Annotated in this window: 13 protein-coding genes and 1 tRNA gene; 2 read left to right on the top strand and 12 right to left on the bottom strand. The window is 49.2% G+C overall.

What is annotated here, in order from left to right:
* Positions 1–126: 126 nt before the first annotated feature.
* The 6 genes from hpf to metK all read right to left on the bottom strand — a co-directional run bounded on the left by hpf (position 127) and on the right by metK (position 6,055).
* A complete protein-coding gene (gene hpf, locus SPSYN_RS04205; protein WP_161821241.1) occupies positions 127–675 on the bottom strand; it encodes a ribosome hibernation-promoting factor, HPF/YfiA family in 549 nt (182 codons plus the stop codon).
* A gap of 168 nt (positions 676–843) precedes the next feature.
* Positions 844–1,041, bottom strand: coding sequence for a cold shock domain-containing protein (locus tag SPSYN_RS04200; RefSeq protein WP_161821240.1), 198 nt, complete (start codon positions 1,039–1,041; stop codon positions 844–846).
* A gap of 290 nt (positions 1,042–1,331) precedes the next feature.
* A complete protein-coding gene (locus SPSYN_RS04195) occupies positions 1,332–2,078 on the bottom strand; it encodes a ComF family protein (protein ID WP_161821239.1) in 747 nt (248 codons plus the stop codon).
* A gap of 56 nt (positions 2,079–2,134) precedes the next feature.
* Entirely contained in the window at positions 2,135–3,787 is a 1,653-nt protein-coding gene (locus tag SPSYN_RS04190) for a GGDEF domain-containing protein (RefSeq protein WP_161821238.1), read from the bottom strand.
* A gap of 268 nt (positions 3,788–4,055) precedes the next feature.
* Positions 4,056–4,538: a hypothetical protein gene (locus SPSYN_RS04185; RefSeq protein ID WP_161821237.1), complete on the bottom strand. Its 483-nt coding sequence runs from the start codon at positions 4,536–4,538 to the stop codon at positions 4,056–4,058.
* A gap of 326 nt (positions 4,539–4,864) precedes the next feature.
* Complete coding sequence (gene metK / locus SPSYN_RS04180; RefSeq protein ID WP_161821236.1) at positions 4,865–6,055, bottom strand: methionine adenosyltransferase; 1,191 nt, start codon at positions 6,053–6,055, stop codon at positions 4,865–4,867.
* Positions 6,056–6,289: 234 nt separating this feature from the next.
* Between metK and SPSYN_RS04175 the strand changes: the two genes are divergently transcribed.
* Positions 6,290–6,365, top strand: a tRNA-Lys gene (locus tag SPSYN_RS04175).
* 68 nt (positions 6,366–6,433) lie between these two features.
* Here the strand turns inward: SPSYN_RS04175 and SPSYN_RS04170 are convergent.
* On the bottom strand, positions 6,434–6,667 hold the full coding sequence (locus SPSYN_RS04170) for a YlmC/YmxH family sporulation protein (RefSeq protein ID WP_161821235.1): 234 nt from the start codon (positions 6,665–6,667) through the stop codon (positions 6,434–6,436).
* Between the two features lie 127 nt (positions 6,668–6,794).
* On the opposite strand from SPSYN_RS04170, the gene SPSYN_RS04165 reads away from it, so the two are divergent.
* Entirely contained in the window at positions 6,795–8,015 is a 1,221-nt protein-coding gene (locus SPSYN_RS04165; RefSeq protein WP_161821234.1) for a DegT/DnrJ/EryC1/StrS family aminotransferase, read from the top strand.
* On the opposite strand, the gene SPSYN_RS04160 is transcribed toward SPSYN_RS04165, so the two are convergent.
* The 5 genes from SPSYN_RS04160 to SPSYN_RS04140 all read right to left on the bottom strand — a co-directional run bounded on the left by SPSYN_RS04160 (position 8,012) and on the right by SPSYN_RS04140 (position 14,349).
* Complete coding sequence (locus SPSYN_RS04160; RefSeq protein ID WP_161821233.1) at positions 8,012–9,505, bottom strand: tyrosine-protein kinase domain-containing protein; 1,494 nt, start codon at positions 9,503–9,505, stop codon at positions 8,012–8,014. The two genes, SPSYN_RS04165 and SPSYN_RS04160, sit on opposite strands and share 4 nt — an antisense overlap.
* A gap of 50 nt (positions 9,506–9,555) precedes the next feature.
* Entirely contained in the window at positions 9,556–10,821 is a 1,266-nt protein-coding gene (locus SPSYN_RS04155) for a nucleotidyltransferase domain-containing protein (RefSeq protein WP_161821232.1), read from the bottom strand.
* A gap of 115 nt (positions 10,822–10,936) precedes the next feature.
* Positions 10,937–12,274 (bottom strand): lipopolysaccharide biosynthesis protein, encoded by a 1,338-nt coding sequence (locus SPSYN_RS04150; protein ID WP_161821231.1) that lies wholly within the window; start codon positions 12,272–12,274, stop codon positions 10,937–10,939.
* Positions 12,255–13,223 (bottom strand): polysaccharide deacetylase family protein, encoded by a 969-nt coding sequence (locus SPSYN_RS04145; protein ID WP_161821230.1) that lies wholly within the window; start codon positions 13,221–13,223, stop codon positions 12,255–12,257. The genes SPSYN_RS04150 and SPSYN_RS04145 overlap by 20 nt, the downstream gene beginning before the upstream one ends.
* Positions 13,216–14,349 (bottom strand): glycosyltransferase, encoded by a 1,134-nt coding sequence (locus SPSYN_RS04140; protein ID WP_161821229.1) that lies wholly within the window; start codon positions 14,347–14,349, stop codon positions 13,216–13,218. The genes SPSYN_RS04145 and SPSYN_RS04140 overlap by 8 nt, the downstream gene beginning before the upstream one ends.

Genomic DNA, 14,349 nt, shown 5'->3' with positions numbered 1-14,349 from the left:
AAATATACACTATAATATTACTACTTTAGACAATTGGCTGCAACCCTTGCTAAAACAAGCCCGCCTTATAAGAACAAGGCGGGCATTTCCAAGCAAAGAGTATAAAATTTTCGAATGCAAACGTCTTTAAAAATCCGGCTCAATCAGGCCATACTTTCCGTCCTTACGCTTGTATACTACGTTAACCTGCTCGGTTTCGGCATTAGCGAAAACGAAAAAGCTATGGCCCAGCAGGTTCATCTGCATGACCGCTTCATCCACATGCATAGGCCTAAAAGCAAAACGCTTGGTTTTGGCCAGTTGGATACCTTCATAATCCTCATTTTCATGAACCCGTGGCTCAGCATTAACCTTGCTATCAGCGGCAGCCCGGCGGCGAGACAGTTTTCCCTTGTATTTCTCAATTTGCTTTTCCAGTTTCTCCACAACCAGGTCAATGGAAGAATACATATCACCGGTGGCTTCCTCGCCGCGCAGGATCATACCGTTAAACGGTATAGTTACCTCAACACGATGCGATGCACCTTCATTGCGCGAAACACCCTCCACGGTTAAAACCACGGTTGCCTCATTGGCGCCATCCAGAAACTTACCCAGTTTACCCACCCGTTTTTCAACGTAATCATTCAGGGCACCTGTTACCTCAATATTTCTACCTCTAACTAAAACCTTCATAACTCCCAACTCCTTTCGAGCGAGTAGTATCTAATATTATTCCCGAAAATTGTAATAATTCCTGCAAAATTTTCTAACAAGTGAATATATTTAATATTAGCCCGAAAGCTAGTCTCAACTTATGCTCAATAACAATAAAAGCCCCGGCTATAGCCGAGGCCTGGTGTACTATAATTTAACCACATTAGCAGCTTGTGGACCACGAGCACCCTCAACTATATCGAATTCCACTTCCTGGCCTTCCAACAGGGTTTTAAAGCCATCCTCTTGGATTGCCGAGAAGTGTACGAAAACGTCGCCGCCGTCATCCCGCTCTATAAAGCCGTAACCCTTATCTTTATTAAACCACTTGACCTTACCTAACACTAAAACATTCCTCCTAAAAAATAATCACGTGTTAAAAACTCACGTAAAACTACTGTACCACATCACCTAATGCCTGTCAACACTTACCACGAATGTCAAGCTAAAGCTATAACCCGTGTCGCAACGTGTCAAATCATTACTATGTTGAAACCTGTTTTTGTCCCGAAACCTGTGGATAATGTGGATAAGTCTGTTAATAACAAATAATTCAAGGGTTTGCAGCTGTGATTATCTTAAAATAAAAAGGGAAGCTTGTCACAATATAAATACAGCTACTTAAAATCATGTCACTATTTCTCGTTTTGCCGCGTTCCAGCGAAGGTCAGCGCCATAACACCTACTGCCCCGGATTGTCGCAATAAGTGGGATAAACTGGAAATAGTACTGCCCGTGGTAAAAACATCGTCAATAATAAGAATATTTTTCCCATTGACAAGCCCGGGATGAACAACTGCAAAAGCCTGCTGCAGATTTTGCCGCCTTAGCCGGCCTGTCAGTGCGGTCTGAGAAGGTGTTTCTATTACCTTAACTACTACCTGTTCCAGCACAGGCAGCTGCAGCGCTTCCCCTACTACACTCGCCAGTAGCACAGACTGGTTGTAGCCCCGCTCGCGTTCACGTTGCGGGTGCAGAGGCACCGGCACCAATGCCTCTGCCCGGGCAAAAGCTTTTTCACGCCGCGCCGTTGCCGCCATCACCTGACCCAGCGGGCGGGCCAGCGGCTTCCTACCCCGGTATTTTAGCCGGAGCACCGCCTCCCGCACCGGTCCTTCATAAGGGGCTGACGCGCGGGCTAAGTCAAAGGAGCGGTTCTCAGACCGGCAAGTCGGGCAGATGAGTTTACCCCGGCCACCTGCCCCCGTAGAGCCCAGAAAAGCCCCGCACAGAGAACAAACCCTTTCCCCGGTATAGCCCGCCAGCAGTTGCCGACAGTCCGGGCACAATGATTCGTCCGGGCGGTACGCACCGCATAAAGGGCATTGCATCCGCGATGGGTAAAGCAATTCGATAACCGCCTGCAGCAACTCCCGCCACACCTGTATCACCATCCATACAGTGCATTTACATCAAAAAATGACCACCCGGTAATATTCTACTTAGCCTGGGGCTCCCCCTCCAGCTCCTTTAAAGCAATCTTGAAGAGAGCATCTAGATCGGCCGCGTCATCCGGGAAAGTAGCCAGGCCTGTGGTAACCCGCACCAGAATACGGCTATCACCGGCCTCATAAACGCACTCTCGCACAGCCAGACGCAACCTGTCCGCAACGTGCTTAGCCTCCGTGGGACCTGTTTGCGGCAACAGCACAGCAAATTCATCCCCGCCGTAACGGGCCGCCAGATCACAGTCCCGTACCTGCCCGCAAATTACATTAGCTACACCGGCAAGCACCATATCCCCCGCCAGCTGGCCGTACCGGTTATTCACCTGCTTAAAATTTTCGATATTTAACATCACCAGTGAGATATGCTCATTTAACCGGCGGGCTTGTTCCAGATCGCCCAGGGCTCGATGACGAAAATACCGGTAATTGTACAGTCCGGTAAGCTCGTCGGTAATCACCGCCTGGTCCAGCCGCCGGCCCAAGCGTACATTGGCGAAGGCCATGGCAAAGAACCCGCCCAGGATGGTCAGCAGCCGCACATGTTCTTCCTCAAATACACCGGACCGCTTGTCACCCAACACCATCAGCCCGACCACCTCGGTCTCAGCTACCAAAGGTATTACCAGCAGCGAACGGTACAGCTGGATCAGCCCCATATCACCCGAGGTACGCTCATCCTCCCTGGTATCGTCCACCAGGTGCGCATCCCCGCCCTCGGCAACCCTGCCCAAAAAACCCTCGCCCCGCTGCACTGTTGAATCCTTGAGCAGCTCAGCGTGATTGCCCAGAGCTGTTTCAGCCACAAAGCACTTTTGTTCCTCAGACCAGAGGTAAATCACTCCGTCACCAAAATTAACCAGCTCCCGCGTCTCCCGCAGGTAGATATCAAACAATTCCGTTAAGTTCAAACTACCCCCAAGCCGCCTGGCCGCCTCGTAAACCAAGCGCAATTCCCGGTTTGCCAGCTGCAGGTGCAAATAAAATTGCAAAACAAACTGCACCGCCAGCATGGGAATAAATAGCAGCAGAGCGCTATAGATGCTGATATACATATATAACCAGGCCATGAATAAGCCCAGAGGAACCGCCACCAGATAGTTTAGACCTTCCCCTCCCAGCATGTCGGGCCGGTGCAGCAAAAGATTCTCATCCCGCCTGAGTAATTTATATGTATACACAAACAACTGGTTTAAAAAGTAATATACACCGATAAACAGTACCAGTGGCCACGCATTGCTCCAGGCCAACTTCTCATCAGTTGTCCCTCCCACCAGCACATAAATAAAATTAGCCCCCAGTACCACGGGGACATACTGAGCGGCCTTAAACAGCGTAGTACGCAATGGATTACCGCGGTTGACCACCCCCTGCCCCAACAGCGCGGCCAAAGTATTTACCCATGCCGCAGGCACAGGCCCGTAAATCAAATAAGTGGCCAGCATAACAGCAAAGCCACCGGTCAACTGCCCCTGGGGGGTAACTACGGCCAGCCATTCAGCCAGCACGCCAAAGGCCAGCATAACCAGCAACTCCCGCCCTAAATCCAGGTTCAGCAGGGGGAAAGTGTACCAGAGCAGCCCAACTCCCAGCCCAATCACCAGACAAGTATACACAGTAAATGGTAGTCGCCTAACTTTGCGCAAACATTTCACCCGTTTCTAAGCATTTGATCATCCGGTCAAAAATGAATTCGACAAAACAAACTTGAATACCTCCGTATTATCAGGCATATTATCCCGCCAAAGTATTTTAATACTACAAAGTACTATCGCTCAATTCGCCATGCCCACTATACGCCACGGGTACGATCCCACCAGGTGGGGCAGAGCCCCACCACTACATTGCAGAATGGGAAAACACCTCTTCGAGGAATGTCCACGTTAAATGCTCAAACCGTCTCCATGGCTTCCCTTAAGCATCCAGAGACAAATCACAGCGTCGCAAATCCTGGCCGGGAATGCCACGCAAATCCAGCAGGCGCACCGACTCCTGGACAACCACCGGTTCATCCCCGGTCAACTGGTAAAACTCCATGTTATACCGTCTGGCCAGGCGCTCCAAAATTAATCCGGTGGCATCCGCGGATCCTCCGTCAACCAGGGCCACCCGCTGCCCCGGACAGCAACACAAGTTCGCTGCCAGTCTGTTGACCAGGAATTCCACCCCATCCGCTTGATCCTGCAACAGCACCGCCAAGCTTCGCGGCCGCGCTACACAGCTGGCGCCACCACCGGAGCAGCAGCCAGCACCAGCAACGGCTCCAGCCACATCACACACCTCACCGCCGCGTTGCCTTCCTGCTGCCCGGTGGGCCGGCGCCATTTGCCTTACTCTGAACAACACCGCCACCAGCCAGACCAGAAACAATCCAGCTACAACATACACCGCGATCATAAAGCCGCCCCCCATCGTTTCTATACACCACCATATGCAAAATGGTGCACAGCGGTTAACCGAGGAACGTTTCCACCAGGGTTGGCAAATGGTCAAACGCATAAAAAAATGTTGCACGCGAGCCATCCGGTACGCTGTACAACAGTTCCTTCGGGTTGAGCAGAGCCCCACCCTTACATGTTCCGGCCAGCTTGGTGTCAACATGATGAAAATGTTGGGCGGGGCTCTGCCCCGCCGGCTCGTTATTAACGCCAATTATTCAGTGTATATAATTTGACATCTCCCCCATGGCGTAGCTTACCGTAAAAACGTTATAGTACAAACTGCTACAAGTTAAAGGCCTGGCGTAATATGACTGCCTTATCGGTTAATTCCCAGGGCAGAGCCACATCACTGCGGCCAAAATGGCCGTATGCCGCGGTTTTTTTATAAATTGGCCGGCGCAGATCCAGATCCCTGATAATGGCTGCCGGCCGGAGGTCAAACACCTCCAGCACCACCTGCATTAACTTCTCCTCATCCACCTTGCCGGTGCCAAAGGTATGCACCATCACCGACACCGGGCGAGCCACCCCAATAGCGTAAGCCACCTGAACCTCGCACCTGTCCGCAAGACCGGCAGCCACAATATTTTTCGCCACATAACGCACGGCATAACTAGCCGAACGATCAACCTTGGTGGGATCCTTGCCCGAAAAAGCACCGCCGCCATGCCGGGCCATGCCGCCATAGGTATCCACAATAATCTTGCGACCCGTGAGCCCGGTGTCTCCCTGAGGCCCGCCCACCACAAAACGCCCGGTGGGGTTAATCAAAAAGCGGGTACCCGCATCAATCATACCCTCGGGCACCATGGGTTTAACCACTTGTTCAATAACATCCTTCCGGATAACCTCCAATTCCACCCGGGGGGAATGCTGAGTAGAGACAATAATAGTATCCAACCGCTCAGGGCGGCCATCCTTATATTCCACTGTCACCTGCACTTTCCCATCCGGCCGCAGGTAAGCTAATTCCCCGTTCTTACGAACCACAGACAGCCGGCGGGCCATGCTGTGTGCCATAGAAATGGGTAGAGGCATTAATTCCGGCGTTTCATTGGTAGCGTAACCAAACATCATCCCCTGGTCACCGGCGCCGATAGCCTCAAGGTTTTTATCCATATATTCACCGGAACGTGCCTCCAAAGCATTATCCACTCCCAAGGCAATATCCGGAGACTGTTCGTCGATAGAAGTAAGTACTGCACAGGTATCGCAATCAAACCCATACTTAGCACGAGTGTAACCAATATCACGCACCGTTTCCCGGACTACATGGGGAATGTCCACATAACACTTAGTGGTAATTTCCCCACCTACCAGCACCAGGCCGGTGGTCACAAAGGTTTCACAAGCGACCCGAGCAAAGGGGTCCAGCCCGATTATTTCATCCAAAATAGCATCGGAAATCTGATCAGCTATCTTATCCGGGTGCCCCTCGGTAACCGACTCAGAAGTAAAAAGACGCTTAGCCAAAAAAAATACCTCCTTTGTGGCTGCATTAGCAACATGCAGTCCGGAACAATCGTTACATAATAAGCTACATTAGCATTCCCCGCTATGACAAAAACCATGTTTATTCTAACAAGGGTAGAAATTACTGTCAACAAAGTAACGACATAGTTATACATAAACACTAATTAAACCAAAGTAATAAAAAAATTCTATTTTGCATTTTTAAAAGGTTATGGTATACTAATATGGCAGCAGGGGTCATTAGCTCAATTGGTAGAGCAGGCGACTCTTAATCGTCAGGTTTAGGGTTCGAGTCCCTAATGGCCCACCAAAAAAGGAGTTCACATATGTGAGCTCCTTTTTTATATCCCCTGCCAAATTAATAAACGGCAGCTGCCGTTAATCCAGCTCCACCAGTACCGCATCCACACCGATTGTTTTAATCTTTTCCCACGGTATTATAATATCCCCGCCGGCGCCCAGCAGCCGGAAATATCTCTTCGGGCCTTCCAAAACAATAGCCCGCACCTTACCATCGGCCAGGTCAACATGTACATCCCTCACCGCACCCAATTTGGCGCCGTTTTTGATATTAATAATATCCTTGCGGCTAAGCTCAGTAATTTTAAGCATCGCGGGCCACCTCCCGGATTCATACTATGCCGGGCCACCACATTTGGTGCATGGCGCCCCAGTAACGACTAGCTATAATTCCGCATATATCTGTTATAAAAATGATCTATGTGGAGGAATTGATGACATGTCCAAGCTGGCCTATAACGGGGGAGAACCTGTGCGCACTAAACCTTTCCCTTCCTGGCCTTACTTTGCTGAAGATGAAATTGCAGCCGCTTCTGCCGTGTTAAAATCCGGCCTGGTGAACTACTGGACCGGCCAGGAGGGGCGGCGGTTTGAAGAGGAATTCGCCCGGTTTGCCGGCTGCCGGTACGCCATTGCCCTGGCCAACGGCACCTTAGCCCTGGAACTGGCCTTATATGCCCTGGGGATCGGCCCCGGGGATGAAGTTATTGTCACCAGCCGAACCTTCATAGCCTCGGCCAGCTGCGCGGTGATGCGCGGTGCTCTACCTCTGATGGCCGACGTGGACCCGGTGAGTCAGAACATCACCGCCCAAACGGTTGCGGCCGCCCTCACCCCCAGGACCAGAGCGATTATTGCAGTGCACCTGGCCGGGTGGCCTTGTGACATGGACCCAATTTTAGCTTTAGCTCAAGAGCACGGGTTATTCGTTATTGAAGATTGCGCACAGGCTCACGGTGCCACTTACAAAGGACGCCCGGTAGGGTCGATGGGAGATGCAGCCGCTTTTTCTTTTTGCCAGGACAAAATTATGACCACCGGCGGGGAAGGTGGCATGCTAACCACCAACAACCGGGATATTTGGGAGAAAGCCTGGAGCTTTAAAGATCACGGTAAAAGTTATGAGGCGGTTTTCCACCGCCAACACCCGCCCGGCTTTCGCTGGTTGCATGAATCCTTCGGCACTAACTGGCGGTTAACCGAAATGCAGGCTGCCATTGGACGCGTTGCTCTTAGCAAACTACCCGCCTGGCTTAAGCAGCGGCGGAGTAATGCGGCCCAGCTTAACCGGCGCTTTTCCGGCATTCCTGCTTTAAGAGTAACTATCCCGCCTGTAACTATAGAACATGCCTATTACAAATATTACGTTTTTATCCGGCCGGAGTGCTTAAAAGATGGTTGGGACAGAAACCGCATCATGGCCGCGATAAACGCGGAAGGTATCCCCTGCCTTAGCGGCAGCTGCAGTGAAATCTACCTGGAAAAGGCCTTTGCCAGAGCCGGTCTGTGCCCGCCGGAGCGACTCAAAACAGCAAAAGAGTTGGGCGAAACTGCACTGATGTTTCTAATTCATCCAACCCTTACAGAGCAAGATATGGAAGATGTATGCCTGGCGGTAGAAAAAGTGTGTGGTGCCGCTATCCGGGCATCCACAGCTTAATCATTGTCACTTGCCACAGCGACTTCTTTCTTGTCGGCACCCCTTCTATTCTTCACGGCATATTCTTTGTAATACTTACCCAAGAACCGTTCATCATACCGGTAATTATTAAACGTACCGACCCGGTTGTACTGTAAACCGTTAAGGATACAGCCAATAATCCGAACCCCGGCATTTTCAATAGCAGCTTTGGTTAAATTAATCATATCCAGTTTGGCATAACCCTGTTTAACCACTAGAATTACCCCGTCGGTATACACCGATAAGGTTACAGCATCCGTAAGCAAATATGAAGGCGGCGTATCTAAAATAATGTAATCGAATTTCTTTTCCAACATGGCCAACAGGGCAGCCATTTTTTCTGAACCCAGCAGTTCGGAAGGGTTGGTCACAACAGAGGTATTAGGCATAACATAAATATCCTTTTCTTGTACATAAACAATACATTCCTCAGGTTCGGCATCCCCTGTTAAAACAGAAGCTATACCCTTACCCTCGACAGTACCTAGTTTCAACAACCTGTGAACATTGGATTTGCGCAGGTCGCAGTCCAGCAATAGAACCGACTTGCCGGTCTGGGCAATGGTAATGGCTAAATTCACCGATACAGTGGACTTTCCTTCCCCTGCCAGGGTGCTGGTCACCAGCAGTTTTTTGGCTTTGGCTGCCGCAGAAGCAAATCTAAGGTTCGTACCCGCAGCCTTGTAAGCTTCAACAAACCCAAACCCCGCGTCGGCAGAGGTGACAAGTAAAGCTCCCTGGCGTTTCCTCGTTCGGTGTCTATGATACGGGATGCTGCCCAACAAAGTGAGCCCAAGTTTATGTTTAACATCATCACCGCTTTTAATGGTATTATCAAAAAACAAAAGGAGAAAAACAATAACCAGGCCAAGCATCAGGCCAAGTATTGCACCAGCCCCGGTATTACGAAAAACAGCCGGTGGATTAGGCAATTCGGGAACTTTAGCTTCGTCCAGAACATTGACTGAACCAACTAAAACCGTTTCGGAAATAGCATTAGGCGCTACTTTCATAATGGCATTGCAAATTTTAGCCGCGAGTTCAGGGTCAGGATGGTCAACAATTACGTTAAGCACCTCACTACCGACCACCGGCTCGACAGTAACATATGATCTGATTACAGCAGCCGGCACATTCAGATCAAGTTCTTGGGCGACTAACTCCATTACCCTGTTACTGGTCAATATGGTGGTATAGGTGTTAACCAGTTTTGACGACAACTCAATATCATTGATAAATCTCTCATCCTGCTCGTCCACATACTCATTAGCCATAATAACCAGGCTAGCTGACGAAGTATATACCGGAACATAGGTATAAATAGTAATAGAATATGCCGCCAGGGCAACTAAAACAATACAAAGGGCAGTCACCCACCACCACTTAAACAACCCGGACAACATTTCCCCAAGGCTGATTTCTCTAACTTTTGTATTGCTGAACCCGGCATTTAGTCTCTGCTGCTCCAAAAATCAGGCCCCCTCTTACCAGCAAATATGCTTTAATAGTAATTGGTTAGTTAAACCATATCTAACTCCCTGATGATATCCATGCGTTTTTTAATTACCTCGTTGCTTAAGACCGGACTTTGATAGCCAATATACTCTTTAATTGCTTTTTCCTTGTTAAATAGGCCCCAAAAAAAGTTCAATAGCCGATGCAACCAGGCAACCAATAACAGCAGCTGATTATTTCTCGCATAGGGGTAATTTATTAACAACCTCCCTCGAGCAGGGAACAACGCTTTGAACACTTGTGGTTTCATCCGCTCATACATGTAATTTTTATAACTACCTTGCTTAAATCTTTTAAATCGTTCTTCAGTATATACTTTATAAAATTCTTTGCGTTCGACTTCATTTTTGCCATACAACCCCCCATTTTCCATATCAAGAAGAATTTTTTGCATTATCACATTATCGTACTGGCTCTGGGGCAGCTCAGCTTCAGCAAAACCGAGATACTTCACCCCAATACCAATCGCGTTACGTATGAATTTATCATATTTCAAATAAGCGAGTAAATTATCATACCTACCCCAATCAATTTCATCTTTATAATAACTCATATAGAGCAGAACATCCATTAATTGTCTTATGCCCACACCTTCGTATAAAAAATGTTTGATTAAATGGAGTGTAACAAAAATCAACCCGTCGTTTATACCAAGGGTGGTTATGTAATTACCCTGACTGGTTTTTAATTGTCTGTAGGCCTCCCTATTTAAACTCATTTTATCAAACCAGACATCTTCAAAAATCTCGTCGTATAAACGATGATGCAATTCAATTAGTCCGGCCTGAGGGTGATTACAACAAACATGATAAGAAGGTTTCTCCTCGGGTATAACCTCAAAACCGCATTGTTTTAAAATATGCACAGCCTTCTTGATTAATTTCTTTTCTATTAATAAATCAGTATCATTGGATACCCTGCTAATTGGATGATAGTATAAAGTTGCCAGAATTTCACCCTTTAGCAGACAACATTGAATACCATTTTGTTCCAACGCTTGCATGGCCCTGCTAACTGCCCTATTCTTTTGTGTAACGTGAATTAAATTAACTGCAACCTCATTATTCCATTGAACAAACGTTTTTTCGTCGATGGCAAGCCGGCCTTGCTTATAGAGGTTCTTTATCGCCATAAAGGTAGTTTGCCAAATACCTTGAGAGACAGCCAGGTTGAATATTTTTACAACGTCTATATCATGGGTTAGCACAGGCTCGTAACCTCTTGCTCCACATGCAAATAAATATATAGTATCATCAAAAGCTTGACTCATCAAACCGCACCTCGCACACCATCTCTCTCCGGCTACATCCTCATTTAGTTAGTAGGCGCTGATTAATTATATAACATAAACAACACATTACTCAAACCCTTCTAAATGGGCAATTTTAGATTAGCCGGCTCAGACTCCTATTAATCAGGTAAGTTTTAGAATAAATAGTAAGCACGTACTGCAGCGCGGTACCGAGAATTATGCCGTAGATACCCAGGATACCCACCAACAGAAAGGCTACCACCAGATAAACGATATTCGTGCCCAGAATGATGAAGAAATCCTCTCTCACCTTACCCAGCGCTGCAAAAAAGGGATGAAGCGCCACATAAGACAGGGCAAAATCATTGATCAACAGTAGAACGATAAACATCACGACTTGCTCAGCGTATTCCGGCCCCAGAATAACCCGGAAGCAAGGTTCTGCCACGATGCTGCACAGCACCGTTATCGGGAGCAGGACCGTCAGAATGAAATTCCGAAGCTTCAGCACTACTTGATAGGCTCGGACATCCTCCTTACGGGCGATCAGCTCGGCCAGCTGGGGCATAATCGCCTGGGCTATGGGAGTAGTAAGCATAGAGAACACCTGAATAATCTGCTTAAACACCTTATAGATAGCTACCAGCTCTACGGAAATCTTGGATATGATGAACACATCAAAATATTTAATCGGAATATCTGCGGTAGAGCCAATGTTGGACCACAAAGTATAACGAAGAAAGCCCGCCCCCGCGTAGCCCAATTTACTTTTAGCCACCTTCCGCAGGCCCACACGTTGAGACACGATATGGGCGGCGATGGCGAGCAGAGCAATGTGCTTGACCAAATCCACGCAGACGTAAAGAATGACAAAGCTTTTCAGGTTAACCTCTGCAAACAGAGCATAAATGGCAACCGCCGCCAGGCGTACGAAGGCCAGGGCAACGGCATGGATGGCTACCAGGTTAAACTTATTAAACAATCGGAGCACACCGGTGGGGGTGCCGCCGAGGTGGACCACAATCTCCAGGGAAAAGATTACAGCCAGAAAGAGCAGACCGGCATCCCACTGCAGAAGCCTGCCCACGATAGGTATGGCCATTAAGGACACGGCCAAACCGGCAGCAGCGCTGACAATGTCAATGGTGAAGCCGTATTTGATGATGGAGGCCAGGCGACTGTCGTTTTTGTCCACCACAGCTTCGCTGCCGAACTTGATCACACCCTGCCAGGACTGAAAGTTAACCAGGCTGTCCACAATAACCATATACTGCTGAGCCAGCACGAATAGGCCATAATTGGTGTTACCCAGCATATTCACCATGATCAGAAGAGTTATTAGGTTAATAACGTTAGCGCCGCCGGTCCCCCAGAGGCTGGTGAAGGTATTCCGGATAAGCGTAGACCAGAAATCGCTGACCATTACCCTTCGCACCAGCTGGCGGGGCGAGTTAATTGCCGGTCTTTTCACAATTCTTCCGTGTTCCTTCCCGAGCTGCGGTAAGCTCACGGTATTGCTTTAACGTCACGCCCTGATAGTTTTGTCCTATATAAGAGAACAACCGCTCCATACAGACAAATAGCTCCTCCACACGCTGCTTGGTAGTAAAAGTGTTGCTGCCTCCAGGCATCAGCTCCGAGGAATGCATCATAAACATCAAGTAATCCGTATCCTCTTTGCAGATAATCTCGACTAAGCGCAACATACCCTTTTCCGAAAGAAATTTATCCGGGCGCAACCACTGCTCCTTGCCCTTAATGTAGTCTCGACACTCCCGCAGAAAATCACGCAGGGAAAGGACGCGCTTTAGCTGAAAGCATCTTATTTTACGAATGGAAACCGGGACCTCCAGCAGGTCGGTATAGATATAATAGGGCCGTTCAGGCGCGGCTCGGTAATCACTCCCCGGAATTCCAGTACAACCCGGTTTGCCGGCCCAGCTCACATGAGGGGTAACTGAGCAGTCCACCTGGTAGCCATATTTATGTAACAGAGCCAGGTAGGTTTCATTCAAAGCCCAGCGGCCGCTGCGATGGGAGACCATCTGCCTCTGAAAGGTATCCTCCAGCAGCTCTGTCATGAATTTGACCTTCGCCTCCATAATCTCCGGGGGATACTCAATCAAATAAGCCCGTTCCTGATTGACTCTGGGCAGAGAATACTCCGGCGGGCTGTACCAGGCGTGCAAATGCATACCCACCTCGCAAACTCCGCGGACCAGACAGTCCCTCATATATTCCACATAAAAAGCGTCCTTGGCCATCTCATAGTTAGTCAGCCACACAGGCTTAAAGCTATACTTCTCGCATAGATCCTGGAAACGGGGCAGATACCGGGCGTTCTCTGTGGAGATGCCCCTGGACAGGTCCCACTGGTTATCGCCCTCTGTGTCGATGGTGATGATAAAATATTTAGCCATGGTCACGATTGCTCCAATACCTTAAATACATTGCCTTCAGCCTAACCGTGGTCTCCCGCACATCGTATACCGACAGGGGGCAAACAACCTTCCCCGCATAGCCATCATCCAAGATAGCGGCCACCCAGTCTTCCATAGAGGCATGCTCAGCCAGACGCCGGACCAGGGGGGTGGCGGCGGTCTCAGCCGGGATACCCGCAGAGACTACACAACGAGTCCCCACAGTCTGGGCTTCCAGAGTTACCAGGGAGCAGGACTCATGGCGGGAGGGCAAAACAAATACATCCAGCGCACAGTAGACAACCGCCACATCCTCCCGGTTACCCAGAAAGAGCACCCGGTGGGCAATGTTCAGCACCTGTGCCTGCTGTTCCAGAGCGGCCCGTTCCTCACCGTCACCTGCCAGCACCAGCAGCGCGTTCTCCTTTTGGGTAAGCACACCGGCAAACACATTCAGAAGAAAATCGTAATTTTTAATTTTATCGAGCCGGCCCACGCTGCCCAGCACAAAGGCATCCCGGGGCAGCTGCAGGCGCTCCCGGGCTTCGTCCCGGGAAATGCGGGCACGCTGCAAGGCCTCAATATCTACACCATTGCGGAGCAGCTCATAGCTGCGGATACCATAACGTTTTTTTGCCTTCTCCGCCTGCTCCTCCGTGATACACACCGGGACGAAACCTCCCAGACGGAGGCAGTATTTAACCAGTAGCAGGTTCAGGCCTCGATAGACAACAGGGTCGCTGTGCAAAGTGTTGAAACGGAGCGGCACGTGATTGAGCACCGTGGGCAGCAGAGCGTGTTTTAAAATAATGGTGATATGGGTGTGAATAATGTCCGGTTGGTACATCCTGATTGCCCGGTTGACGGCTTTTAGCTGCCTGATCCAGTTCTGCAAGACCCGCAGCAGGGGATTGCGTAAGCGGGAGCCGGTGCTGTTGAGATATTCCACAGGTAAATGCTCATTGACCAAGCTCCGATCATAGATAGAATCCCCTTTATACCCCAGCACAAACAGCTTTAACTCCACCGCAGGGTCATCTTTCAGATGTCTGAGGTAGTCCAGAACGATGTGCTGTGCACCGCCCTGATTCATGGCGGAAATCAAGTGCATAACTTTTAACCTCAT

The sequence above is a fragment of the Sporotomaculum syntrophicum genome (assembly GCF_009932395.1).
Classification (GTDB): Bacteria; Bacillota; Desulfotomaculia; order Desulfotomaculales; family Desulfallaceae; genus Sporotomaculum; species Sporotomaculum syntrophicum.
This window is presented reverse-complemented; position numbering and strand designations above follow the sequence as displayed.

Excerpts from the sequence above, each read along its gene's own strand:
- SPSYN_RS04165 (WP_161821234.1), top strand. The coding sequence starts at position 6,795 with ATGTCCAAGCTGGCCTATAACGGGGGAGAACCTGTGCGCACTAAACCT.
- SPSYN_RS04185 (WP_161821237.1), bottom strand. The coding sequence starts at position 4,538 with ATGATCGCGGTGTATGTTGTAGCTGGATTGTTTCTGGTCTGGCTGGTG.
- SPSYN_RS04140 (WP_161821229.1), bottom strand. The coding sequence starts at position 14,349 with ATGAGGTTAAAAGTTATGCACTTGATTTCCGCCATGAATCAGGGCGGT.
- hpf (WP_161821241.1), bottom strand. The coding sequence starts at position 675 with ATGAAGGTTTTAGTTAGAGGTAGAAATATTGAGGTAACAGGTGCCCTG.
- SPSYN_RS04170 (WP_161821235.1), bottom strand. The coding sequence starts at position 6,667 with ATGCTTAAAATTACTGAGCTTAGCCGCAAGGATATTATTAATATCAAA.
- SPSYN_RS04155 (WP_161821232.1), bottom strand. The coding sequence starts at position 10,821 with ATGAGTCAAGCTTTTGATGATACTATATATTTATTTGCATGTGGAGCA.
- SPSYN_RS04145 (WP_161821230.1), bottom strand. The coding sequence starts at position 13,223 with ATGGCTAAATATTTTATCATCACCATCGACACAGAGGGCGATAACCAG.